The sequence below is a fragment of the Lonepinella sp. MS14436 genome (genome assembly GCF_042470565.1).
GTDB lineage: Bacteria > Pseudomonadota > Gammaproteobacteria > Enterobacterales > Pasteurellaceae > Lonepinella.
Genome location: NZ_CP170385.1, coordinates 2,042,737 through 2,068,643, shown reverse-complemented (window position 1 = coordinate 2,068,643; position 25,907 = coordinate 2,042,737). Strand labels below are relative to the sequence as shown.

Here is a 25,907-nt window from a genome sequence, read left to right as displayed (position 1 = left end):
AGGCAGTAAATCTGTGTTATCACCAATCATCCAGTCAGTCATTTCAAATGGCTGTGTGTTGAAATAGTTTGTTGTAGTTCGGTATATCCGCCTCTCCATTATGTAGAGGCGTGTGTTAATAGTAATAAAGCCCAAGGAGAGCAAGCAATATGCCAAACAAAAAAATCAGACTCCACATCTGGGGCGATTATGCCTGTTTTACCCGTCCGGAGATGAAAGTGGAACGGGTGTCTTATGATGTCATCACGCCATCTGCGGCACGCGGGATTTTGGCGGCGGTGCATTGGAAGCCTGCAATTCGCTGGGTGATTGATGTCATTCATGTGTTAAAGCCGATTCGTTTTGAATCACTGCGGCGTAATGAGTTGGGTGGTAAGATTTCCGACAGTAAAGTCAGCGGTGCGATGCGGCGCAAGAGTGTGGAGGGTTTATATACCTTAATTGATGACGATCGCCAGCAGCGGGCGGCGACCGTGTTGAAAGATGTCGCCTATGTGATTGAAGCTCATGCGGTGATGACGGCAAAAGCGGGGGCGGAAGACAATATCACCAAGCATATCGAGATGTTTAAACGCCGCGCCAGAAAGGGGCAGTGTTTTCAGCAGCCTTGTATGGGCGTGCGTGAATTCCCCGCACATTTTGCCTTGATTGAGGACGATGAACCCTTGCCGCCGTCTGCTTTATCCGAGCCTGAGCGCAACCGCGATTTGGGTTGGATGTTGCACGATATTGATTTTGATCACGGCAATACACCGCATTTTTTCCGTGCTGAAATGGAAAACGGCATGATTGCCGTGCCACCGTTTTATGCCGAGGAGGTGAAAAAATGATTTTGACCTCGCTTGCCCGCTATTACCGCCGTTTGGCGGCGGAAACCGATATTACGGGCAATCCGAAAGTACCGCCTTACGGTTTCAGTGAAGAGAAAATCGGCTGGATTTTGGTGCTGGATGCCGATGGGAAATTGGTTGACGTGGTGCCGCATCTGACTGCCGATAAAAAACCGCAGCCGAAACTGATGAGCGTGCCGCGTCCAGAGAAGAAAAGTGTGAATATTTCGCCAAACTTTCTTTGGGGTAATACTCAATATGTATTGGGTGTAACAAAAAAAGAAGCTAAAGATAATAGCCGTACAACTCAGTGTTTTGAATCCTTTAAACAATATCATCTGGATTTGCTGCAACAGGAAACGGACGAGGGCTTGCAAGCCTTATACCGTTTTTTGCGGCAATGGCAGCCTGAAAACTTTACCGATTCTCCCTGCTCGCCCGAAATGTTGGATGCCAATGTGGTATTCAAATTGGACGGCAGCAGCGGCTATATCCATCAACGCGAAGCGGCACAAACTTTATGGGCAGGCTGCCTGAAAAATGATGAGGCGGAACAGGGTGTTTGCCTGATCAGCGGTGAAGAAGCTCCGATTGCACGGCTGCATCCTGCCATCAAGGGCATATTCGGCGGACAGAGTTCGGGCGGATCGATTATTTCCTTTAATAAAGAATCCTTTGCCTCATTTGGCAAGGAACAGGGTGCAAACGCCCCAGTTTCCGAAGCCGCTGCTTTCGCTTACACCACCGCATTGAATTATCTGCTGCGCCGCGAGAACGGACATTGTCTTTCCATTGGCGACACCAGCACGGTATTTTGGGCAGAAGCCGCCGATGTGCAACAGGCAGCCGCTGCCGAAGATTTTTTTGCCGATACGCTTACCCCGCCTGATGACGAACAGGAAGCGCAAAAGATATTAGATATTTTGGAACAAATCGCCAAAGGCCGCCCGTTGCGGGAAATCGCTCCCAAGTTATCAGACGATACCAAGTTCTATATTTTAGGCTTGGCACCGAATGCGGCACGGATTTCCATTCGGTTTTGGCTGGATACCACGTTCGGACAGTTGGCGGTGAATCTGGCACAGCATTGGCAGGATTTGGTATTAGAGCCGCGTGCATGGAAAACGCCGCCCTCGCTTTGGCGGCTGTTGCTGCAAACCGCAGTATTGGGCAAAAGTGAAAATATTTCTCCCGTACTGGCAGGCGAAATGACCCGTGCCGTGATTGGCGGTACGCCTTATCCACTCAGTTTGCTTGCCCAGCTGATTGCACGTATTCGTGCCGACGGCGATGCCAACGGGTTGCGTGTGGCTATGATTAAAGCCGTGTTGCAGCGGCGTTTCAGAAAAGGTTTTATTCACGAGGAGGTTGCAATGAGTTTAGATAGCGAAAGTCGCAATCAGGCTTATTTATTGGGGCGGCTGTTTGCCGTATTGGAACGCATTCAATATCAAGCGTTGGGCGAATTAAATGCAGGCATTTCCGACCGCTACTACGGTTCGGCTTCCGCCGTGCCGTTTTCCGTTTTTCCGCGCCTGTTGTCGGGTGCGAAACATCATTTATCGCGTTTGCGTAAAGATAAAGGCGGCATGGCGGTGAATTTGGACAAAGATTTGGGTGCAATTATCGAACTACTGCCCGAAACCTTTCCCCGTCATCTGAATATTGAAGAACAAGGGCGTTTTGCCATTGGTTATTACCACCAAAAGCAAAGCTATTTCGCCAAAAAAGAATCCGCAGAAACGTCTGCAAACTAAGGAGCTGAAAATGTCTATCCAAAACCGTTATGAATTTGTCTATTTCTTTGATGTAACCAATGGTAACCCCAACGGCGATCCCGATGCCGGTAATCTGCCGCGTTTGGATCCCGAATCCAGCAAGGGGCTGGTAACCGATGTCTGCCTGAAACGCAAGATTCGCAACTATATCGAACTGGCGAATCCCAACCAACCCGGCTATGAAATCTACGTCAAAGATAAAGGCGTATTAAACCTGCAAAACAAACGCGCTTATGAAGCACTAGGCATTGAATCCGAGGCGAAAAAATTGCCGAAAGATGAGGCCAAAGCACACGACATCACTGCATGGATGTGCAAAAACTTTTTCGATATCCGCAGTTTTGGGGCAGTGATGACCACCGAAGTAAACAGCGGTCAGGTGCGTGGACCGGTACAATTAGCATTCGCCCAATCCATCGACCCTATCATTCCGCTGGAAATCTCGATTACCCGCATGGCGGTAACCAATGAAAAAGATTTGGAAAAAGAACGCACTATGGGGCGTAAATATATCGTCCCCTACGCCCTTTACCGCGTACACGGCTTTATTTCCGCTCATCTTGCCGCCAAAACCGGCTTTGGCGATGACGACCTAAAACAACTGTGGGACGCATTGAAACTCATGTTTGAACACGACCGCTCTGCCGCACGCGGCGAAATGGCAGCACGCAAACTGATTGTGTTCAAACACGACAGCATGTTGGGCAGCGAACCTGCACACAAATTATTTGATGCAGTAAAAGTCGAACGCATCCATGGCACAAGCGGCACACCCGCCGCCGCATTCAGTGATTACAAAATCAGCGTGGATTCAGCAGGCTTGAACGGGATCAATGTAGAAGAATTGTTGTAATGGCAGTTGCCGATTTGTCTGATGCGGCGAATAATCGTTTGTTTTCCAATATATCGCTTGGCAACGAACACCGCATTATTTCCCTTTCCGCTCTGCAACACTACGCTTTCTGCCCGCGTCAATGTGCGTTGATTCACAACGAACAGGCGTGGGCGGAGAACGTTTTGACTGTGCAGGGGCGGGTGTTGCATGAGCGGGTGGATGCGGGCGAGCCGGAAACGCGCAAAGGCGTGAGATTTGAACGCAGCGTGCATGTGTCGGCGGAAAAATTGGGGGTATCGGGCGTATTGGATATGGTGGAACATGATTTGGTTTCAGGCAGCCTGAAACCTGTGGAATACAAACGCGGCAAGCCCAAAACCGAGCCGTTTGACGAAATCCAGCTTTGCACCCAAGCCTTGTGTTTGGAGGAAATGACCGGACAGGCGGTAACGGAGGGTGCCTTGTGGTACGGGCAAACCCGCCACCGTGTGCCGATTGTGTTTTCAGACGGCATCAGACAACAAACGCTGGACATTATTGCCGCCGTACGCGAACTGCTGCAAAACGGCACCACCCCGCCACCCGCCTACGGCAAACACTGCAAAGCCTGTTCGTTGCTGGATTTGTGTCAGCCGAAGATGTTGGAGAGGGATAGGTCGAAGCGGTATGTGGCGGGGTTGTTTGGGGATTGATTTTATGGCTAGTTTTTGAAAATCCTGAGAACAATGGTAGGTTTTGTCTAATATTTGCAAAAATGTAATTTAAATAGACCACTTGTGATAAAATTTTCTATAGACGTTTGAAGTGTAGTGATGTATATGCACGATATAGATATAATCAAAAAGAGATTAAATAAATGGATGAATTATTGATTCAAGTAGAAACTTTGCAAAATATTCTGATTTCTCGGGCTACGGGTGGTAAAGAGAAAGACAGTGAATTTATACGTTTAAGACATGTTCTATTAGATATGGATATAGCTGTTAAGGAATTTATTCCACGATTTGTAAGAACATGTGGAAATCTTAATCAATTTTGGCAATTTATAAAGAAGTTCGATAATTATGATGAACGCCGAGAGTATATAAAGAATGAGTTTCATCAGCTATTGGAAGCATTAAAGTGCAAAAAGATAGCTCCATCAGATGAGTTTATTACAAAAGGCTTAGATAAAATTGATGCCGATCATGTTAAAGCAGCATGGTCAAAGGCTTTAGATAGACGTTCAAATGATCCTGAGGGAGCAATTACATTAGCTAGAACACTAATAGAGACAGTGTGCAAACATATTCTTGGTGATATGAATATTCAGTATGATGAGGCAATGGATTTGCCGAAGTTGTATAAAAAAACAGCTGAAGTTTTGAATATTGCTCCATCTCAACATACAGAAGAAGTATTCAAGCAAATTCTTGGTGGTTGTACGGCAGTTATTGAAGGATTAGGTACACTTCGCAATCGCCTAAGTGATGCTCATGGAAAAGGTAAAATGGGTATAAAACCAGCTCCACGCCATGCTGAATTAGCAGTAAATTTATCAGGGGCTTTAGCCAGCTATCTGCTAGCAACTTGGGAAGCCAGAAAAGAAACAACAAATTAACAATTATCAGTTTGCATTCTATCGAATAAAAATCCAAAAATAATAAAAGTGCGGTCAAAATTCCAAAAGTTTTTAACCAATGAGAAAACTCCAAAACACCCTATACATCACCACACAGGGAACCTATCTGCATAAAGAACGCGAAACGCTGGTAGTAGAGCAGGAGCGTAAAAAAGTGGCACAGTTGCCGGTGCATTCCATCGGGCATATTTTTTGTTTCGGCAATGTGCTGGTGTCGCCGTTTTTAATGGGTTTTTGCGGCGAAAATAATGTCAATCTGGCGTTTTTTACCGAGCAGGGGCGTTATTTGGGACGGTTGCAGGGGCGGCAGAGTGGGAATATTTTGCTGCGGCGGGCGCAGTATCGGCTGTCGGAAACGAATCCCGTGCCGATTGCGCGGCATATTATTGCGGCGAAGATTCAGGCGAGTAAGCGGGTGTTGCAGCGGTATCTGCGTAATTACGGCGACAATTCGGCGGTGCAGGCGGCGGTTGTCGGTTTGAACAGCGGTTTGCAGCAGTTGAAACACGCACAGGATTTGGAGCGGGTACGCGGGATTGAGGGCGAGGCGGCAGCACGTTATTTCAGTGTGTTTCAATACTTGATTGCGGAGAAAAGCGGTTTTGCCTTTGACGGACGCAACCGCCGTCCGCCGCGTGACGGGGTGAATGCACTGCTTTCTTTTTTATACAGTATTTTGGGCAGGGACATCAGTGGCGCGCTGCAAGGCGTGGGCTTGGATCCGCAGGCGGGTTTTCTGCATGCCGACCGCCCAGGACGCGACAGTCTGGCACAGGATATTTTGGAGGAGTTCCGTGCGTGGTGGGCGGACAGGCTGGCGTTGAGCCTGATTAACCGCGGGCAGATTAAGCCGCAGGATTTTATCAGCGAGAGCAGCGGTGCGGTAACGCTGAAAGCTGAGGCGCGCAAGCTGTTGTTTCAGAGTCTGCAAGCGAAAAAGCAGGAGAAGATTGTGCATCCGTTTTTGCAGGAAGAGGTGGAAATCGGGCTGCTGCCGTATATTCAGGCGATGCTGCTTGCCCGCCATTTGCGCGGCGATTTGGCGGAATATCCGCCGTTTTTGGTGCGTTAAGTGCTGCAAAGTGCGGTCGGATTTTTGCGTGTTTGGGGAGAGGGCGATTTATGCTGATGTTGATTACTTATGATGTGTCTTTTGAAACGGCGGGCGGGGAGCGCCGCTTGCGGCGGATTGCCAAACATTGCTTGGATTACGGCGTGCGGGCACAATATTCGGTGTTTGAATGCGATGTTACGCCTGATCAGTGGGTGGTGTTGAAAGCGAAACTTCTGGATACGTATGACCCTGAATGCGACAGTCTGCGGTTCTACCATCTCGGCAGCAAATGGCGGCACAAGGTGGAACACCACGGTGCCAAAGCGGCGGCGGATGTTTTTAAGGATACGCTGATTGTGTGATCGCTAACCCATGGTTCTCATCAAAACAGTGGGAGGTTGGCGATTTGGTTTGTTCTTTAAAAATCAGGAAATTAGATAGTATGATGTAGTGAAAAAGTTATGTTATACTTATTTTACACTCTCATCGGGAACGGTTAGCGAATCAGGGCTGTGAAAGCCTTGTGTAGCAAGGGTTCCCAAAGAGGGGGCAGCCGCCCACGGGTGGCTGTGAGTTGAAACATCGGTATTTGCTTTAATTTGGGGCTTTTTAGCTGCAGCCGCCCACGGGTGGCTGTGAGTTGAAACCAAGCAATAATTAATCAATTTACTCTCATCGATGGCAGCCGCCCACGGGTGGCTGTGTGTTGAAACCGTTTATAGGTTAGGGGGCGTTATGTCAATTACGCAGCCGCCCACGGGTGGCTGTGTGTTGAAACTGTTGGCACGGCATAAAAAAGACCTGAAGCTGATGCAGCCGCCCACGGGTGGCTGTGTGTTGAAACTTTAACGTGGGTAAGCATTAACACCCTTGTTGTCGCAGCCGTCCACGGGCGGCTGTGTGTTGAAACAGATTGTAGGTAATAAGATGCCATAGCATCCGCGGCAGCCGCCCACGGGCGGCTGTGTGTTGAAACAGACTTGGAGCCAATGGCTATCCAATTAGCGAAGCAGCCGCCCACGGGCGGCTGTGTGTTGAAACATTTATGCTGACTTCCAAAATATGAGAATTTTTCGCAGCCGCCCACGGGCGGCTGTGTGTTGAAACGGGTGTAACAGAACTCCCGAACTCCTTTGTGTGTGCAGCCACCCTCGGGTAGCTGTATATTTAAACCTTACCACAGTGATTGATTCAATGGTTGTTTTAGCAACTGCTTACAGTTGGATATTTGTATTAACAAAATTATCTAGCAATCTTATCCACCCAATCAAATAATTCATCTAGATCATAATCACCAGCGTGTCCTACCCCCCAAGGTAAAGCATAATCCACATTCTTACCTGACATTTGAAGTTTCACGGCTAACATTGCTGAAATAGCGTGAGAAGTGTCGTAATCTTCTGATCCTACACGAATACGCCAGTGTTGAGCCGCTTTATTGTTATCCGTATAATTCATGGCATTGAGTAATTTGATGTTTTCATCTTTAGCCATGCCACCTTTTACGGTACTATTTTTTAGGCTGTAAGGGGTGAAATGTAAGGTTTGTACTGTTTCTGTACCAAATTCATCATTTTCGCCTGAGCTTAAGTCTAAGGCATCAAAAGCTGGTGGTGATTTCATGCGAGCTTTGTTGGTGACAAATTCCGTTAAATTCACCGCACTTACGATGCCATTTGCGTAGCTTAATCCTTTATATTTTTCTACAAAGGCTTTTTTCTCATCGGTATTCAAACCACTTAATGTTTGGTTAGCCGATAGCACTAACGCATTTTCCACGTAAGTACGGAAAGAACCGTTTCCGTCTTTATCTAAGGTTAAAGCATTACCTTTTTCATCTTTTAACTGCAAGCTATTTAAATAATCAGGGAATTGGGCTTTTAAATCATTGGAAATTTTAATTTCATCTGCACTAAGTTCCCCCTCAATCGTGGCTTGCTTCATTGAACGGTCGTTAAAGGTTTTTGCGTTAAGTTTGCTCATATCCATACGACTATAATGATGTAAACCATTAAATTCCCATTCGTAAGCCGTATCTGCATTTTCTAAATTGGTAATTGGGCAGTAAGCGGATACAGCAAAAATGGCATCACTGGCGTTAACTGCTCCCATTTCTTTTAATAATTTTGCGTAATCTGCACTGTCGCCACTAGCCCCGAGTAACGCCGACATTGCTCCACCTGCACTGGTGCCGTTAGAAATAATTTTATTGGCATCACCGACCATTTTGTCATCATTAGCATGTAAATAACGTACTGCGGCTTTTAAATCTAAGATAACGGCAGGTGCTTTACCTGTATAGGTGTTTCCCTGTTTTAATGTGCGTCCTCTAGCCCCCACGCTGGCAACCACATAACCACGTTCAAGTGCGGTGAGAATTGTACTAGTTTTTCCACCCATACCTGATTGACTCGCGGCAGCTGCAATAGCTGGCATATAACCACCGATCGCATTAGGTAAGAAAATTGGAGCAGTTTTTGCGTTGTAACCGTTGATTTCACCGTTCTGGTAATATTCTTCAGGTACGTAGAAATTTAAGGTTTGATATTCTGGTTCAACTGGGTTAGCTACATAAACGATTTTTTCATAGGCACGATAAGTAATTTTTTTACCATTTACTTCGGCGGTTGCTGTGGTGTAATTTTTGTCATTAAAATCAAGACTATAACCATTCTCAGTTTTGTTTGCATAAGGCAAATCGGCTAAAGGATTTTTGTTCATTGCTGGTGCTGCCAATATTTGAGAGGCTAAACCACCAGCTAAAAGTGCGGTGCTAATTTTTGATAATTTCATTTTTTTCTCCAACTAAAAATGTAACGGAATAAGTCGATTATCGTTATTTTGTGTTATGGTACAAGTACCGTTTTGGTATGTTGCTTATACCATATTCTTAAGATGCTATTTTGACTTTGTTCGGTAACATAAGTTCTTATGCTTTTCGCCATGTCGTACCAGCAGCACCATCTTCCAGAATAATTCCCATTGCGGTTAATTGATTTCTTGCGTTATCTGCGGTTGCCCAGTCTTTTGCTGCTCGAGCATCATTGCGTTGTTTGATTAAGGCTTCAATTTTTACTACATCATCATTTGCATTATTACCTTGCAAAAAGACTTCAGGATCCTGTTGTAATAAACCTAATACATCAGCCAGTTGTTTTAATCGAGTGGCAAGTTGGTTGGCTTTTTCCCGATCTTCTGCTTTTAATTTATTGATTTCACGGGCTAATTCGAATAATACCGCTAATGCACCTGGGGTATTAAAATCATCATTCATAGCTTCTTTGAATGTGGTAACATATTGATCTTCTGCATCAATCTCAACATTCACATCACAACCACGTAATGACGTGTAAAGACGTTCTAACGCTTTGCGAGCCAAACCAATGTTTTCTTCGCTATAGTCTAATAGGCTGCGATATTGTGCGGTTAGAAAGAAATAACGCACGCTTTCGCTGTCGTATTTACTTAAAATATCCCGAATGGTAAAGAAATTATTGAGAGATTTTGACATTTTTTCTTCGTTAATCGTCAACATACCTGTGTGCAACCAATAATTTACGTAATCGCCATCGTGAGCGCAGCAGGATTGAGCGATTTCATTTTCGTGATGTGGAAACATTAAATCTGATCCACCACCATGAATATCAAAATGATTGCCGAGTTCTTTACTGTTCATGGCGGAACATTCAATATGCCAACCAGGGCGACCTTTACCCCAAGGGCTATCCCAACTTGGTTCGTTCGGTTTAGACATTTTCCACAATACAAAATCCATTGGATTACGTTTCACCGATTTAATTTCAACCCTTGCTCCTGCCTGTAATTGTTCTAAATTTTGACGAGATAAACGACCATAGTTTTGGTAGCTTCCTACATCAAACATGACATCACCATCTTCGGCAATATAGGCATGTTTACGATCAAGCAGGCTTTGTACCATGGCAATAATTTCGCTGATATGCTGGGTTGCTCGCGGCTCGACATCTGGGCGTAAAATAGCTAACGCATCAAAATCTTGGTGCATTTCGTTAATCATACGATCGACTAATTCATCGCATGTTTCATGATTTTCTAACGCACGTTTAATGATCTTATCATCTACATCGGTGATATTACGTACATAACGCACGTTATAACCAAGGTAACGCAAATAACGCACAATAACATCAAAAGACACAAAAGTGCGACCATGTCCAAAATGACATAAATCGTAAACCGTTACGCCACAGACATACATACCGATTTGATTCGGATTAATAGGTTGAAAAACGTTTTTTTCTCGAGTTAGGGTATTGAAAATTTTTAACATAACAAATTCCAAAGGTAGAGTGCGAGCTAACGCATCATAAAATATCTTTTAGAAAATGGTGCATTGATACACACCTTGTATAAACTTAACCATAGCATTAACCCCGCTTTTATGGAATAATGCCAAGCTATAATCTTAGCTATTTTTATAAGGAAAACACAATGATTACATTACACACCAATTTGGGCGACATCAAAATTGCATTAGATTTTGATAAAGCACCAATCACCGCAAAAAATTTTGAAGATTATTGTAAATCAGGTTTCTATAATAACACAATTTTCCATCGTGTTATTGATGGATTTATGATTCAAGGCGGTGGTATGGAAAGTGGTTTACGTGAAAAAGCCACCAATGCACCAATCAAAAATGAAGCAAATAATGGCTTAAGCAATAAACGAGGCACTATTGCCATGGCTCGTACCAGCGATCCACATTCTGCTACTGCACAATTTTTTATTAATGTAGCAGATAATACTTTCTTGGATTATCGTTCGAAACAAATGTTTGAGAAAGAAGTGGTGCAAGAATGGGGTTATACGGTGTTTGGCGAAGTGGTTGATGGCATGGACGTAGTGGATAAAATCAAAGGCGTTAAAACAGGCAACGCTGGTTTTCACCAAGATGTACCGAAAGAAGATGTAGTGATTATTTCGGTGACGGTTTCCGCCTAGCACTGACGTACTAGGTTAAGCATGGTAATGATGCTCCGCATCTTATGTGGATTATCGCCCCAGAGGGGCATGATTTGTATAACCCCATACGTAAGTGCGGGGTAGGCAAAATAGATAAAATATGTTTTTTGACACCCACACCCATCTTGATTATTTACAACAAACTACAGGCGAAACGCTGGAAAATTTAGTGCAGAATGCCCAACAGGCAGACGTGCAAAAAATCCTGATTGTGGCAGTATCACAGCAGAATTTTAAAATTATCGAAAAAATCACCGCACTTTATCCCAATCAGTTTTATTATGGGTTAGGATTACACCCCCTCTATATTCAGCAACATACCGAATCAGATTTAGAACTGTTAAATCAACGTATTGCTAATCGTCCACGCCATTTTACTGCGGTAGCAGAAATTGGTTTAGAGCGAGCTATTCCTGAATTATTAGAAGATTCATTGTGGCGAAAACAATGTGATTTTTTAGAGGCACAACTGCAATTTGCCAAACAATATGCTTTACCCGTGAATTTACATAGCCGAAAATCCCACGATCAACTCTTTTCTTTTTTAAAACGTATTCAGTTGTCAAAGTGCGGTGTAATTCATGGTTTTTCTGGTAGTTATGAGCAAGCAAAACGTTTTGTGGATCTTGGTTATAAAATTGGTGTAGGTGGAACGATTACTTATAATCGAGCCAATAAAACACGTCAAACTATTGCTAAATTGCCATTAGATTGCCTATTATTAGAAACCGATAGCCCTGATATGCCGATTTATGGTTATCAAGGACAACCGAATCGACCTGAGCGAATTGTGCAAGTATTTGAGCATTTATGTAATTTGAGAAAAGAAAGTGCCGATATTATTCAGCACAGGATTTGGGATAATTCAGTAGCGTTATTTGCGAATATCTGAAATAGAAAAAGTCAGGAGATTTCCTGACTTTTTTATTCGTATTTCTTTGTTATTTATTTAGCAGGTTTAGCTTGTTCTTGTGCTGGTTTTGGAGCAAGAATCTGATAAAGTTTTTCACGAACTTGTTGTAATTCTTGAGCTGATGCTGCTAATTTTTGATATGTTGCATTTAATTGTTGTTTTTCTTCTTCAGTTGGTTGTTTACCTTGTACTAAATAACCAAAAGATTCATTCACAAAAATGACGGATAAGGCTAAATTTTCTTTTGCTTTATCTTTTAATAAATTCACGTTGGTATCTTTAAGACCAAGGTTATCAGCGTCAGCTAAAACTTCGTTTGCTTTGTCTGTAAGTTGTTTCAAAGCATTTTTAATTTTTGTTGGATCTTTACTTTCAGACGCTTTTTTTAGCACTTCTTGTGGGTCTTTTAATATTGCAATTTGTTTTGCATCCCAGTCTAAGAATTTTCTTACATCATCAATATTTTGTTCATTAACATTCAATGTTACTTGATGACTTTGAGGGTTTTGGGTTGTTTGTTGTGCATTTTCAGCTGGTTTATCACAAGCGGTTAAGAATAAAGCAAATAATGATACTGCAGTGATTTTAGTAAATTTATTCATTAAAAATAGTCCTATGGAAAGTAAAAATAACCTTAATAACGAGGCTGTATGTTAATATAGATGCGGTATTGTATTCTTAATAAGGCACTTATTTCAAGTATTGGTTCAATCGTTTTATCTAACTGGCTATTTTTTGAACGACTGATTTGCATAAATTTATGCGTAATTTTTCTACATCTTGACAAGTTTTGATTAGTTCAAAAACATCTGAAGCCTGTGGATATTCTTTTTTTAGATATTGTAACCATTGTTTAATGCGAGCGACATGATAGAATCCAGTATCATGGCGATTTTCCATTTGAGCATATTTTTGCAGGATTGGCATAATTTCTGTCCAACTTAACTTGGCATGATTATGTTTTAATACCAAACTCAAATTCGGAATATTCAACGCCCCTCGCCCGATCATCAAGTCTTGGCAACCTGTTATCTGCAAACAATTCTGTCCGTCTTGATAATGCCAGATTTCACCATTGGCAATCACTGGAATCGTGAGTTTTGCACGAATTTCCCCGATTTTCTGCCAGTTAATTCGATCGGCTCGATAGCCATCGGCTTTGGTTCGACCGTGAATGGTGATCTCGTTTGCTCCACCTTGTTGAACGGCATCAGCAATTTCAAAGGCTTGTGAAATATCGTCCCAACCTAACCGCACTTTGACGCTAACAGGCAAATGTTTTGGTACTGCCTGACGTAATGCTTGTGTAGCCTGATAAATTAATTCAGGGCTTTTCAGTAAACTGGCACCACCTTGGCTACCATTCACGGTTTTTGAGGGACAACCACAATTTAAATCCACACCATACGAACCTAATGCAATGGCTCGCTCTGCATTTTCTGCTAACCATTGAGGAAATTGCCCGAGTAATTGCACACGTACAGGTGTGCCTGATGGTGTTCTTCCATTATTTTGTAGTTCAGGTGCAAGGCGATAGAAAACTTTGTTTGGTAGAAGTTGATCAACTACACGTACAAATTCAGATATACATAAATCGTAGTCGTTAATGTCAGTAAGAAGTTGGCGGACTAAAGGATCAAGTACGCCCTGCATAGGTGCTAGAATAACTCGCAACTATTTCCAACCCTTGGATTTACAAATTAAATCATAAGCAGCCTGAATTTGTTGAGCTTTTTCTTTTGCCATTTCGAGCATTTCTTTTGGCAAGCCTTTAGACACTAATTTATCAGGGTGATTTTCATTCATTAAACGGCGATAGGCACGTTTAACGGTTTGTTGATCATCAGTGGTATTCACGCCTAATACTTTATAGGCATCATCTACAGTGGGACCATTTGATTGATGACCATAATTACCACCATGATAGCTACCTTGTTGATAATCATTTTGATAGCGTTGTTGATATTGCTGATAGGCTTGCTGATAGAAACCACCGCTAGAGAATTGACGGCGAGCCATTTCCATCATAATCATTTGTTCAAATTGTAAGGAAGACAAACCTAATTCTTCCGCTACGATACGCAACACTTCTTTTTCATTTTGGTGTAATGTGTCATCTGCAAAAGCGGTTTGTACTTGCACGCTTAGAAACATTCGCAATAAATCAGCACGTTGTCCGCAACCTAAACGAAATTCACGGATCACTTGACGTAATGGGAAATCTGCTTCTTTACCTCGATTAAAGGCTTGTTGGGCTAAACGGCGATTGGTTTCATCAAGCTGTAATTGTGCCATTAGGTTTGTGGCAAGTTGAATATCTTCTTGGGTAACTTGTCCTTTTGATTTAGATAAATGTCCCATTACCGCAAACGTAGTTTGCATAAATAGGGCTTGCCGAGTAAGTTTTTTACCAAAAAATGATGAACTCACTGAACCTAATTCATATAGTTTTTTGTCCATCCAGTGACCAATCATTGCACCTGCAATGCCACCGAACAACCCTGCAAGTCTGTAGCCAATAAAAAAGCCTAAAATTTTACCGATAAAATTCATTGTGATATTAATTCCTTAAATTGTAATATTAATTCCTTAAACAATACTTAAAATTGCGGTGATTTTGTTCATTAGATTGTGATTTTTGGCAAAAATTCAACCGCACTTTTTAATTTTTTATTCAAACCAAATCAAACTCGCCATTCGCCCTGTTTTACCTTCACGACGATAAGAGAAAAAATCTTGTGTTTCATGGTAAGTGCAATGTTCACCGCCGTTTATATTTACAATACCGAGCTTATTTAAACGTTGTGTTGCCAGTTGGTAAAGATCACCAAAATATTTGCTTGGATTGACGGGATCTGGGGCAAATGCGGAAATGGCTTGCGGATCTTGTGCCACAAATTGATCAACCACTTCTTGTCCAACTTGAAATGCTTTTGCTCCAATAGCTGGGGCGAACCATACCATAATGTCTTGTGGATCTGATTTAAAACATTGTACCGTTTGTTCTATAATGCCATCACACAAACCTCGCCAACCAGCATGAGCAGCGGCGACTTCGGAGCCTTGCTGGTTGGTAAATAATACAGGTAAACAATCTGCTGTCATGACTAAACAAACGTGATTTTTCTGATTTGTATAAACCGCATCTGCATTAATATCTACACCATGATAAGGCAAACGAATTACCCTTGTGCTGTGAGTTTGATTTAAAAATAACGGAAATTGTGGCAAACCTAGTTGTTCAGTTAATAAAGTGCGGTTATTTTTCACCGCAGTTTTATTATCTCCCACATGATCGCCTAAGTTAAAACTATCATAAGGTGCCATACTAAAACCCCCCTGACGAGTTGTGCTAAACCCTCGCACATTATTTGGAGCTTGCCATGTAGGGGAAAGTGCGGTGATTTTTTTAGTATTTTTTTCACTCATATTAGCCATTCCATTTTAATAATCTAATTCGTCTTTATGGAGTTGATAATCCGCTTTTAAGGCATTAATTAAGTGTACAAAATCCTCTGGTAACGGTGCGTGCCATTCCATTATTTCTCGGCTAATCGGGTGTTCTAAACGCAACATTACTGCATGCAAGGCTTGACGTTGGAAATTACGTAGCACGGCACTAAATTCAGGCGTAGCATTTTTCGGTGGACGCGGTCGTCCGCCATAGGTTTGATCGCCTAACAATGGGTGAGCAATATATGCCATGTGTACACGAATTTGGTGGGTTCTGCCTGTTTCTAAACGTAAACGCAAGCGAGTGTAATTACGAAAATGTTCCATAATACGATAATGTGTAACGGCGGGTTTTCCTAGCGGATGCACCGCCATTAGGGTGCGTTTAGTCGGGTGGCGAGCCATCGGTTGATCGACTTTTCCCCCTTTGGTCATCACGCCGAATGCTACGGCTTCATATTCACGAGTAATTTTACGTTTTTGTAAATCACGTACTAGTTGAGTTTGGGCTGGAATAGTTTTAGCGACTACCATTAAACCTGTAGTGTCTTTATCTAAACGATGCACAATGCCTGCACGTGGTACTTCGGCAATTTGCGGATAATGATAGAGTAGAGCATTTAACACTGTACCGCTAGGATTACCAGCCCCTGGGTGTACAACAAAATCTTGAGGTTTATTAATCACTAAAATATCATCATCTTCATATACAATATTTAACGGCAGATTTTCTGGTAAATAATGGGTTTCATCTTCTACTTCTACGTTAATTTCAATTTGTTCACCACCTAGCATTTTACTCCTAGGTATATTCACAACCTGACCATTCACTAACACACAATCGCTTTCAATCCATATTTTTAAACGTGAGCGTGAATAATCGGGGAACAATTCCGCTAAGGTTTGGTCTAAACGTTGTCCCATTTGCTCAGGCTGAATTTCAGCTGATAGAGTAATCTGTTTGGTATTTTGTATCATAAAAAATAAAATTCCGTGAATTATTTTGTAATGTCAGATAGAATATGACGGATATGACAGATATTGTACATTAAGATGACATTTTTACATAGAAAAGGATTATTAGGCTATGCGTAAATTAAAATCGCTAACACTGATTGCGTTAACTGCTTTGGCAATTTCTGCTTGTTCTAGCAATAAAACCGTTGAACAAGCATCTGAGCAAGAATTGTTTAATATGGCTCGGACTTATACTCAAGATGGAAGTTATAGTGATGCAATGCGTTATTTTGATGCGTTAGATACTCGTTTCCCCGGCAGTAGCTATAGCGAACAGGCTAAATTAAATATTATTTATGCAGCTTATAAAACTCAAGATTATACTAAAGCACTCACTACGGCGGATAGTTTCTTACGTACTTTCCCAAATAGTCAACATACTGATTATGTGTTGTATATGGCAGCGTTAACCAATACGTCAATGGGTGATAATTTTATGCAAGATTTCTTTGGGATTGATCGTTCAACCCGAGAAAGTACATCAATGAAAACAGCATTTAGCAATTTTCAAACTTTGGTAACGCACTTTCCGAATAGCCAATATACGCCAGATGCTTTAGCTCGTATGGCTTATATTAAGGACCATTTAGCTCGTCATGAATTAGAGATTGCTAAGTTTTACGCAGAACGTAAGGCGTGGGTGGCTGTGGCAAATCGGATAACAGGAATGTTGAGAACTTATCCTGATACTCAAGCCACTTTGAATGCCTTACCATTGATGCAAAAGGCTTATCACGAATTAGGCTTAATCCAGTTGGAACAGCAAGCGGCTGCATTAGTTAAGGCTAACGAAGGTAAACAAATACAAGCAGCTAAAAAACCAGATGAACCATTTTTAAGTTTGCCATCGTGGTTGAAGTTTGGTAGTGATAAAGCTAAGTAATTTAGTATCTAAGATAAATAAAAGGACGCTTCAAGCGTCCTTTTAAAGTTTAATGTTTGATATGTTAAGAACGTTTCATTATTTCAAAAAATTCTTCGTTAGTTTTAGCTACCATTAATTTATCAATGAGGAATTCCATAGCGTCCACTTCTCCCATTGGGTTAAGAATTTTACGTAAAATCCACATTTTTTGTAGCTCATCTGGTGTGGTGAGTAAGTCTTCTTTACGTGTACCTGAACGGTTGAAATCAATAGCTGGGAATACTCGTCTTTCGGCAATTTTACGCGAAAGATGTAGTTCCATATTACCTGTTCCTTTAAATTCTTCGAAGATCACTTCGTCCATTTTGGAGCCAGTATCCACTAATGCAGTGGCAATAATCGTTAAGCTACCGCCTTCTTCTACGTTACGAGCCGCCCCAAAGAAACGTTTTGGACGGTGTAGAGCATTGGCATCTACACCACCAGATAAGATTTTACCAGAGGCTGGCGTAACGGTATTATAAGCACGAGCTAAACGAGTGATACTATCTAATAAAATGACCACATCTTTTTTGTGTTCCACCGAACGTTTGGCTTTTTCAATAACCATTTCAGCCACCTGAACATGGCGTGTTGCAGGTTCATCAAAGGTCGATGCAATCACTTCACCACGTACCGTACGTTGCATTTCGGTCACTTCTTCTGGACGTTCGTCAATTAGCAATACGATCAATTCACATTCTGGGTAATTATGGGTGATACTTTGAGCGATATTTTGTAATAGAACAGTTTTACCTGCTTTTGGTGGAGCTACAATCAGACCACGTTGTCCTTTACCGATTGGGGAAGCTAAATCTAAAATTCGAGCGGTTAGGTCTTCGGTTGAACCGTTACCACGTTCCATTCGTAAACGTGAGTTGGCATGTAATGGGGTTAAGTTTTCAAACAGGATTTTACTACGGGAAACTTCAGGCTTGTCATCATTGACTTGGTCAACTTTAAGTAGGGCAAAATAACGTTCACCTTCTTTCGGTGGGCGAATTTTTCCTTCTACTTTATCCCCCGTTTGTAAGTTAAACCGACGAATTTGGCTTGGAGAAACGTATATATCGTCAGGACCAGCTAAGTAAGAACTGTCAGCGGAACGTAGGAAACCAAAGCCGTCAGGTAAAATTTCTAAAATACCGCCACCGAAAATATCTTCACCACTTTTAGCGTGTTGTTTAAGGATAGCGAAAACGATGTCTTGTTTGCGTAAACGAGCTAAATTTTCTAAGCCCATTTGACCTTCACCCAGTTCAACTAAGGTTGATACTGGCGTATTTTTAAGTTCTGTTAAGTGCATAATTTTAATTATAGATTTGAGTAAATGAATAGTTATGAGTTGACAATGTTGCCATTAGGTGGCGTTAAAGTATCATTAATTTATTGTATTGTCTAGTATTCAATGAGAAAAGCATTAAAGAATGTAAGAGAATTGGTAATAAGGCGATAAAGTGCGGTGGTTTTTTGGGGATTTTTGCATATTGTGCTATGCTAACAAGAATTTTTACTAGAATGATATCCATTATGACAACAAACCATTTATCTCAGCAACGTTTTGCTGATCTTCCATTGAATCCACAAGTATTGCAAGCGTTACAAAGTAAAGGATTTGAATATTGCACACCGATTCAGGCGTTATCTTTGCCAATTACTTTGCAAGGTAAAGATGTGGCAGGGCAAGCCCAAACGGGGACAGGTAAAACCATGGCATTTTTAACTGCCACCTTTCACCATTTATTAGAAAAGCCAATCAAATCTAGCTCAAATCAACCTAGAGCTTTAATTTTTGCTCCAACACGTGAATTAGCCGTACAGATTGCCCATGATGCAGAATTGTTGCAAAAAACGACAGGATTAAAGACCGCACTTGCCTATGGTGGTGACGGTTATGATAAACAATTAAAAGCCATTGAACAGGGCGTGGATATTTTAATTGGTACGACTGGGCGAGTGATTGATTATGTTAAACAAGGCATTATTAGCTTAAATGCCATTCAAGTGGTGGTGTTAGATGAAGCGGATCGTATGTTCGATCTGGGTTTTATTAAGGATATTCGTTATTTGTTGCGTAAGTGTCCAAGTTCACAGCAACGTTTAACCATGTTGTTTTCTGCGACCTTATCTTATAAAGTGCGTGAGTTAGCCTTTGAAGATATGAATGATCCAGAATACGTGGAAATTGAGCCATTACAAAAAACAGGTCATCGTATTAAAGAAGAATTATTTTATCCGTCTAATCAGGATAAAATGGCATTATTATTAACCTTATTAGAAGAAGAATGGCCTGAGCGTTGCATTATTTTCGCCAATACCAAACACAAATGTGAAGATATTTGGGGGTATTTAGTGGCAGATGGTCATCGTGTGGCATTATTGACTGGTGATGTAGCTCAGAAAAAGCGTTTAAGTTTGTTAAAACAATTTACTGATGGGGAGCTGGATATTTTAGTGGCGACAGATGTGGCAGCCCGTGGTTTACATATTGCGGATGTTACCCATGTATTTAACTATGATTTACCAGATGATTGCGAAGACTACGTGCATCGTATCGGACGTACTGGACGAGCGGGAGAGAGTGGCGTTTCGATTAGTTTTGCTTGTGAACAATATGCCATGAATTTACCTGCTATTGAAGAATATATTGGGCATAGTATTCCTGTCAGCCAATATGATCCAACTTCATTAATTCAAGATTTACCGCGACCAGTACGAGTGAAACGGAATAGTCCGCCGAATAATCGTAGTCGCAGTAAACCAAAAAATAAGCTGGGTAAGCGTTAGTCATTTAACAATGAACGTTGGGCAAGAATATCAAAAGTAGTCTTATGATAAAGATTGCTAAAATCTAACATGAAGATAATTAAGCTATTTAAATGAATTATTTTCTTCATTCAAAAATATGCCCATTCCAGCTTTAATATTTTTCACTAAAATGACAGGATCTAACTGTTTATTTGTGGTTAATAGGTATTCCAAAATAGTGGTACCTAAATTGGAGAAAATAGCGGCTTGAAGTTGGATATCAATTTCTTTGTCGCTGTGATTTTGTTTTGACGCAACTTCAATAAATTTATCTTTAAAGCGGTTTTGGATATCCTGTTTTAAATTAAAATGACGAGTGTTAATTTTTAGCATGGTGGCTATGGTTGCTTGATTTTTCTCATAAATTGGGGACACTAGTCGAGCAAATTCATCAAGTGGGTGGTTAAAACGTTGTTGCAAGAGTGGTAACACAACGTCTTGCTTAAATTTCTCTGCAATCTGTACGGCTAGGGCTTCTTTATTTAGATAGTGTTTATAGAATGTGGTGCGATTGATATTAGCTCTATCAATAATTTCTTGTACGGTGAAATCTTCATATTCCTTTTCCGACAACAATTCTAAAAAAGTGCGGTGTAAAAGTTCTCTTGTTCTTGTGATGCGGCGATCTTCTTTTTTTTCAATCATAAAATATCCCTAAATTTGCTTTACTGTTTATAGCAAAATACCCTATAAAATAATCAACTATTTTAATTGTTTTGTTGTTTTAATCAACTTATTTCGTTTTTTTGTATTATTAACCAACTTTTTATCGTTTATTATCGGTTGCATATTCATTGTATTGAAATTAATATGCAATAGTCTGTTTTTTAAACATTTTAAAAGGAAACAAAATGAAAAAATTTCTTGTACTCGTGATTATTGCTGCTATTGCAGGTGGAGCTTACTATTATACTCAACAAGGTAAAAGCACCAGCCTTAACGGAATAGCTTCAGTGAACGGACGTTTGGAGTTGGAACGTCTTGATGTGGCAACGCTTTATTCAGGACGTGTGGAAGAGGTGTTTGTCAAAGAAGGCGATAATGTGACTAAAGATCAAGAATTGGTTCGTCTTTCATCAACCACTTCTCAAAGCAAAGTAGATGCAGCACAGGCTCAAATTGCTTATCAAGAACAACAAGTCGCATTGGCTCAAATTGATTTAGACAATGCTTTAAAACTTCGTCGTGGCAATTTAGTGGCTCAAACCGAAGTGGATAATAAACAAGCAAAATTGAATGCAGCATTAGCAGCAGTTGAGCAAGCGAAAGCTCAAGAACGTGAAGTAGCTGCACAAAACGTGGATATGATGGTTAAATCACCGATCAACGGTCGTGTTGAATACAAAATCGCAGAACCAGGTAATGTGTTAGGTGTTGGCGGTAAGGTAATGAGCATATTAGATCTTTCAGATGTATATATGAACGTGTTCCTACCTTCTTATCAATCAAACCTTGTCAGAATCGGTGATGAAGCTCGGATTAAAGTTGACGGTACGGATTATGTATTCCCTGCAACGATTACCTATGTGGCGGCAGATGCACAATTCACACCGAAATCGGTAGAAACCGAAGAAGAACGTTCTAAATTAGTATTTAAAGTAAAACTACAGGTTCCTGTGGATGTGGCAGCTAAATATGCAAGCCTACTGAAAGGCGGTATGACAGCTATGGGTTATGTGAAATATGATGCTCAATCTAGCTGGGCAGATAGCCTATCAGTTAAATTACCTGAATAATAAAGGTGCATAACGATGACGGAACTCGCAGTTAAAGTAAGCGACCTGTATCACCAATACGGCAAAGCCAAATCGCCTACTCTGGCGGTAAGCGGTGTAAACCTTGAAATACCGAGGGGTAGAACCGTGGGGCTGATTGGTCCTGACGGTGTAGGGAAATCCACCATGCTGTCGGTGATTGCAGGGGCAAAAATCCTGCAAAAAGGCGAAGTGTTGGTGTTCGGCAAAAATATTGCAGATAAAAAAAGCCGTGAAGAACTTACGCACAAAATCGCTTTTATGCCACAGGGGTTGGGTAAAAACCTTTATCTTACTCTTTCTATTTATGACAACGTGGAATTCCACGCCAAAATGTTCGGCTTAACCGCTAAAGAACGGAAAGCTCGTATTGCACGTTTACTAAAAGCAACGGGACTTTCACCGTTTGCGGATCGCCCAGCGGGTAAACTGTCGGGCGGTATGAAACAAAAGCTCAGTCTTTGCTGTGCTTTAGTACATGATCCTGATTTATTGATTTTAGATGAACCTACCACAGGGGTGGATCCACTTTCCCGCCGTCAATTCTGGCAGTTAGTGAACAATCTGCGTCAAGAAAATCTAGGAATGACGGTAATTGTAGCAACCGCTTATATTGATGAAGCGGAGAACTTTGAGTATGTGTTGGCAATGGATGATGGCAAAATTATTGCCGATTGTCCGACCAAACAACTGATTGCCGATACCCGTAGCGAAAATCTTGAACAAGCCTATATTCGCACCTTGCCCGAGGAAAAACGGGGGGCGGTGGACGGTCTGTCTATTCCGCCGTTGCAGACTTTCCCGAATGAAGCCCCAGCGATTGAGGCTCATAACTTAACCAAAAAATTTGGTAATTTTACCTCGGTAAATGATGTTAGTTTTACCATTCCAAAAGGTGAAATATTTGGTTTCTTAGGCTCGAACGGTTGTGGTAAATCTACCACTATGAAAATGTTGACAGGGCTGCTTGAACCGACTTCGGGAACAGCGACTTTGCTTGGTCAGTCCATTGATGCGAACGATATTAACACACGTAAGAAAGTGGGTTATATGACCCAGTCATTTTCCATGTATGAAGAACTGACCGTACGTGAAAACTTAGATTTACATGCGAAGCTGTTCCAAATTCCAAAAGCTCAATGGAAAGAATACACCGATAATGCGATGAAGCAGTTCGATTTATACGATCTTGCCGAGGTACGCCCAAGCGAATTACCGCTCGGTATTCGTCAGCGTTTGCAGTTGGCAGCAGCCTGTTTGCATAAGCCTGAAGTGTTGATTTTGGACGAACCGACATCGGGTGTTGACCCTGCGGCACGTGATATGTTCTGGGAATATTTGATCAAACTGTCCCGTGATGATCGTATTACTATTTTCGTCACCACCCATTTTATGAACGAAGCTGCCCGCTGCGACCGTATCTCGTTAATGCACGCTGGTCGGGTGCTGGCGGTGGGATCGCCTGAAGAATTACGTATCGGAAAAGGTTGCAACACCCTTGAAGAAGCCTTTATTCGTTATTTGGAAGAGCAAGCGGACGATATTACTGCACCAAGTAATGAGAATGAGGTGAAAACTGCGGTGCAAAATCAGGAAAAATCTGCTAATACACAAGCGAATCCGTTCTTAAACTGGTTTGATATTATTTGGACTTTCGCCAGTCGTGAAATGAAAGAATTAAGCCGAGATCATATTCGTATGTTCTTCGCTTTATTCGGTCCAGTGGTGATCCTGTTGTCCATGGCAAGCAGTATTTCTTTTGATATTAACCCGACTAATTTCACTGTGTTGGATAGAGATAATACTCAACTTTCCCGTAAGTTGATTGAAACCTTTGAAGGCTCAAGTTATTTTATTCGGCAAAATAATGATATTCATGAAACGCACGAAATTAACCCAACCATTCAAAGACATATATCTAAATTAGTGATCGAAATTCCTGATGGCTTTGGTGAGAAATTGCTGAGAGGGCAATCTCCCGAAGTGAGCCTGATTATAGACGGTGCTTATCCATCAACGGCAGAGAACTTGGTAAGTTCGGCAGCAGGAGTGGTGAATCAATTTAATCGTGAATTGATGATTGAAGACGGAGCAACTATCAACAGTACTTCCGTAGCGGAAATACGTATGATGTATAACCAAGACTTCAAGAGTATTTTTGCCATGACTCCGGGCATTATCATGCTTGCCATGATGATGATTCCACCAATGATGACGGCATTAAGCGTGGTGCGTGAAAAAGAAATGGGGACGATCATGAACTTGTATGGTTCGCCAGCAACCAAGTTCCAATTCTTATTTGGTAAGCAAATTCCTTATGTGGTGATTGCTTTTGCCAGTTACTTGCTGATGGTTGCCACGGCGATATTTATCTTTAAGGTACCGATCAAAGGCTCGGCGTGGGCAATGTTCTTGGGTTGTTTCTTAGGGGTTATTACTTCCACAGGCTTTGGTCTGGTGGTATCAAGTATCACAAAATCTCAAGTTGCTGCTATCTTTTCCGCAGCGATTATTGCAATCGTACCGACTATGAACTTCTCAGGTATGATGTTCCCGACTTCACGTTTGGACGGTAACACCTTGATTGTATCGAAGATTTTCGCAGGTTCGTGGTTCCAGCAAATCAGTCTGGGTGGCTTCACTAAAGGGTTGGGCTTTGCTGATTTCACCAACAGCTATATTGCCTTAATCGTGATTTATGTCGCTTATATGGCTCTTGCCACACTCGGCTTGAAAAAACAGGAGAAATAAATGTTACGTTGGTTAAAAAATGTGGGTTATCTCATGTTTAAAGAACTCAAAAGCCTGTTCAGTGATATTGTGATGATTATCCTTGCTATCTATATGTTTTCGGCAGCGATTTTAGTGGTATCTAATATGGGAATGACCGATGTGAAAAACGGTTCGGTGGCAATTATTGACTACGACCAATCAACTCTTTCGCACCGTATGCGAGATGCTTTGATTATGCCTTACTTCAAAAAGGTGCATGAAGTCAGCCCGAAAGAGATTGACCGTGAAATGGATCTCGGTAACTACACTTTCGTGGCAGAGTTTCCACCGAATTATGAAAAGGATATGCTTAAAGGCGATAATCCACAGGTGCAGGTGTTAGTAGATGCCACCGCCATTACCCAAGCGGGCATTGGTTCAGGCTATATCAGCCAAATCTTTACTCAAGAAGTGAATGAATTTATGGGTAATACTGGTAGCATAGCGACACCAATTAAAGTGGTCAATAATGTGCTATATAATCCGAACCATAGTTCAAAATGGTTTATGGCGACAACCCAAAATATGACTAATCTTGCCTTATTAGCATTAATGTTAGTGGGATCGGCGATTATCCGTGAAAAGGAACGTGGCACCTTAGAACACTTACTTGTCATGCCAATCGGTTCAAGTGAAATTGCCATGGCGAAAGTATTTGCCAACGGTTTGGTATTACTGGTGATTTCAATGCTATCAATACGTTTTATTACCGTAGGGATTTTAGGGGCTCCCATTCCAACCGAACAAATTGCACTATTTGGTTTGGGCGTGTTGGTATTTTTATTCTCCATTGCATCTTTGGGGATTATGCTTGCCGTATCAGCACCTACTATGCCACAGTTCGGTTTACTTTGTCTTCCGATTTATTTAATTATGAACATGCTTTCGGGGGCGCAATCACCTGTTGAAAATATGCCAGAGTTGGCTCAAAAGCTGACCCAATTCTCACCATTGACTATCTTAGCCGCTTATGGTCAAGATGTGTTATTCCGTGGAGCAGGACTTAATATTGTATGGCCGTATTTAGCAAAAATGGTAGCTTTAGGTGCTGTATTCTTAGGAGTAGCATTGGCACAGTTTAAATCAATGTTATCGAAACAAGGTTAATCATGGATTGCGTGTAAACGCACCATCTAAAAATAAATAGCGTAACGGTACGTTCTT

General features: G+C 41.6%; 23 protein-coding genes and 1 CRISPR repeat array. Of the genes, 14 read left to right on the top strand and 9 right to left on the bottom strand.

The features are described from left to right. The first annotated feature begins 149 nt into the window (after window positions 1-149). The 7 genes from cas5c (at window position 150) to cas2 (ending at window position 6,480) form a co-directional block, all read left to right on the top strand. The gene (gene cas5c, locus O1Q81_RS09980) at window positions 150-830 is read left to right on the top strand and encodes a type I-C CRISPR-associated protein Cas5c (protein WP_386697455.1); all 681 of its coding nucleotides are present in this window, start codon (window positions 150-152) and stop codon (window positions 828-830) included. Further along, window positions 827-2,587: a type I-C CRISPR-associated protein Cas8c/Csd1 gene (gene cas8c, locus O1Q81_RS09975; protein ID WP_386697453.1), complete on the top strand. Its 1,761-nt coding sequence runs from the start codon at window positions 827-829 to the stop codon at window positions 2,585-2,587. The genes cas5c and cas8c overlap by 4 nt, the downstream gene beginning before the upstream one ends. 10 nt (window positions 2,588-2,597) lie before the next feature. Next, on the top strand, window positions 2,598-3,461 hold the full coding sequence (gene cas7c, locus O1Q81_RS09970) for a type I-C CRISPR-associated protein Cas7/Csd2 (RefSeq protein WP_386687471.1): 864 nt from the start codon (window positions 2,598-2,600) through the stop codon (window positions 3,459-3,461). After that, on the top strand, window positions 3,461-4,135 hold the full coding sequence (gene cas4 / locus O1Q81_RS09965; protein WP_386697452.1) for a CRISPR-associated protein Cas4: 675 nt from the start codon (window positions 3,461-3,463) through the stop codon (window positions 4,133-4,135). Before cas7c ends, cas4 begins: the two co-directional genes overlap by 1 nt. A gap of 164 nt (window positions 4,136-4,299) precedes the next feature. Beyond that, window positions 4,300-5,043: an abortive infection family protein gene (locus O1Q81_RS09960; RefSeq protein WP_386697451.1), complete on the top strand. Its 744-nt coding sequence runs from the start codon at window positions 4,300-4,302 to the stop codon at window positions 5,041-5,043. Window positions 5,044-5,122: 79 nt separating this feature from the next. After that, complete coding sequence (cas1c, locus tag O1Q81_RS09955; protein ID WP_386697449.1) at window positions 5,123-6,136, top strand: type I-C CRISPR-associated endonuclease Cas1c; 1,014 nt, start codon at window positions 5,123-5,125, stop codon at window positions 6,134-6,136. Between the two features lie 50 nt (window positions 6,137-6,186). After that, window positions 6,187-6,480, top strand: coding sequence for a CRISPR-associated endonuclease Cas2 (gene cas2, locus O1Q81_RS09950; protein ID WP_386694820.1), 294 nt, complete (start codon window positions 6,187-6,189; stop codon window positions 6,478-6,480). A gap of 187 nt (window positions 6,481-6,667) precedes the next feature. Beyond that, window positions 6,668-7,291: direct repeats of the CRISPR family, unit length 32 nt; unit sequence GCAGCCGCCCACGGGTGGCTGTGTGTTGAAAC. A 69-nt stretch (window positions 7,292-7,360) separates the two neighbouring features. Here cas2 and O1Q81_RS09945 read toward each other — a convergent pair. Beyond that, window positions 7,361-8,839, bottom strand: a complete 1,479-nt coding sequence (locus O1Q81_RS09945) for a subtype B tannase (RefSeq protein ID WP_386698650.1) — start codon at window positions 8,837-8,839, stop codon at window positions 7,361-7,363. Window positions 8,840-9,047: 208 nt separating this feature from the next. Further along, complete coding sequence (gene cysS / locus O1Q81_RS09940; protein ID WP_386697447.1) at window positions 9,048-10,427, bottom strand: cysteine--tRNA ligase; 1,380 nt, start codon at window positions 10,425-10,427, stop codon at window positions 9,048-9,050. A gap of 161 nt (window positions 10,428-10,588) precedes the next feature. On the opposite strand from cysS, the gene O1Q81_RS09935 reads away from it, so the two are divergent. Next, window positions 10,589-11,101 carry a peptidylprolyl isomerase gene (locus O1Q81_RS09935; RefSeq protein WP_386694814.1) on the top strand — a complete coding sequence of 171 codons (513 nt, stop codon included), beginning with the start codon at window positions 10,589-10,591 and terminating at the stop codon, window positions 11,099-11,101. 121 nt (window positions 11,102-11,222) lie between these two features. Then, the gene (locus tag O1Q81_RS09930) at window positions 11,223-12,014 is read left to right on the top strand and encodes a TatD family hydrolase (RefSeq protein ID WP_386697444.1); all 792 of its coding nucleotides are present in this window, start codon (window positions 11,223-11,225) and stop codon (window positions 12,012-12,014) included. Window positions 12,015-12,067: 53 nt separating this feature from the next. Here the strand turns inward: O1Q81_RS09930 and O1Q81_RS09925 are convergent, their stop codons facing one another. From O1Q81_RS09925 to rluD, 5 genes are all read right to left on the bottom strand, one after another. Continuing rightward, complete coding sequence (locus O1Q81_RS09925) at window positions 12,068-12,637, bottom strand: lipoprotein HlpB (RefSeq protein WP_386687453.1); 570 nt, start codon at window positions 12,635-12,637, stop codon at window positions 12,068-12,070. A 118-nt stretch (window positions 12,638-12,755) separates the two neighbouring features. Further along, window positions 12,756-13,709 carry a tRNA dihydrouridine(16) synthase DusC gene (dusC, locus tag O1Q81_RS09920; RefSeq protein WP_386697441.1) on the bottom strand — a complete coding sequence of 318 codons (954 nt, stop codon included), beginning with the start codon at window positions 13,707-13,709 and terminating at the stop codon, window positions 12,756-12,758. After that, complete coding sequence (gene djlA / locus O1Q81_RS09915) at window positions 13,710-14,588, bottom strand: co-chaperone DjlA (RefSeq protein ID WP_386687449.1); 879 nt, start codon at window positions 14,586-14,588, stop codon at window positions 13,710-13,712. It lies immediately after the preceding gene. 117 nt (window positions 14,589-14,705) lie between these two features. Beyond that, window positions 14,706-15,464, bottom strand: coding sequence for a peptidoglycan editing factor PgeF (gene pgeF, locus O1Q81_RS09910; RefSeq protein WP_386697439.1), 759 nt, complete (start codon window positions 15,462-15,464; stop codon window positions 14,706-14,708). 15 nt (window positions 15,465-15,479) lie between these two features. Continuing rightward, window positions 15,480-16,466, bottom strand: a complete 987-nt coding sequence (rluD, locus tag O1Q81_RS09905) for a 23S rRNA pseudouridine(1911/1915/1917) synthase RluD (RefSeq protein ID WP_386697436.1) — start codon at window positions 16,464-16,466, stop codon at window positions 15,480-15,482. 109 nt (window positions 16,467-16,575) lie between these two features. Here rluD and O1Q81_RS09900 point away from each other — a divergent pair, with 109 nt between their 5' ends. Beyond that, on the top strand, window positions 16,576-17,388 hold the full coding sequence (locus tag O1Q81_RS09900; protein ID WP_386697433.1) for an outer membrane protein assembly factor BamD: 813 nt from the start codon (window positions 16,576-16,578) through the stop codon (window positions 17,386-17,388). 64 nt (window positions 17,389-17,452) lie between these two features. Here O1Q81_RS09900 and rho read toward each other — a convergent pair whose 3' ends face one another. After that, the gene (gene rho, locus O1Q81_RS09895; protein ID WP_386687441.1) at window positions 17,453-18,715 is read right to left on the bottom strand and encodes a transcription termination factor Rho; all 1,263 of its coding nucleotides are present in this window, start codon (window positions 18,713-18,715) and stop codon (window positions 17,453-17,455) included. Window positions 18,716-18,939: 224 nt separating this feature from the next. On the opposite strand from rho, the gene rhlB reads away from it, so the two are divergent. Next, window positions 18,940-20,196 carry an ATP-dependent RNA helicase RhlB gene (rhlB, locus tag O1Q81_RS09890; protein ID WP_386697432.1) on the top strand — a complete coding sequence of 419 codons (1,257 nt, stop codon included), beginning with the start codon at window positions 18,940-18,942 and terminating at the stop codon, window positions 20,194-20,196. Between the two features lie 84 nt (window positions 20,197-20,280). On the opposite strand, the gene O1Q81_RS09885 is transcribed toward rhlB, so the two are convergent. After that, entirely contained in the window at window positions 20,281-20,862 is a 582-nt protein-coding gene (locus tag O1Q81_RS09885; RefSeq protein ID WP_386687437.1) for a TetR/AcrR family transcriptional regulator, read from the bottom strand. A gap of 206 nt (window positions 20,863-21,068) precedes the next feature. On the opposite strand from O1Q81_RS09885, the gene O1Q81_RS09880 reads away from it, so the two are divergent. The 3 genes from O1Q81_RS09880 to O1Q81_RS09870 are packed head-to-tail and all read left to right on the top strand — an operon-like array spanning window position 21,069 to window position 25,850. Next, window positions 21,069-21,953: an HlyD family secretion protein gene (locus O1Q81_RS09880; RefSeq protein ID WP_386691176.1), complete on the top strand. Its 885-nt coding sequence runs from the start codon at window positions 21,069-21,071 to the stop codon at window positions 21,951-21,953. Between the two features lie 15 nt (window positions 21,954-21,968). Continuing rightward, window positions 21,969-24,722, top strand: coding sequence for a ribosome-associated ATPase/putative transporter RbbA (rbbA, locus tag O1Q81_RS09875; protein ID WP_386697430.1), 2,754 nt, complete (start codon window positions 21,969-21,971; stop codon window positions 24,720-24,722). After that, entirely contained in the window at window positions 24,723-25,850 is a 1,128-nt protein-coding gene (locus tag O1Q81_RS09870; RefSeq protein WP_386697427.1) for an ABC transporter permease, read from the top strand. Window positions 25,851-25,907 lie beyond the last annotated feature (57 nt).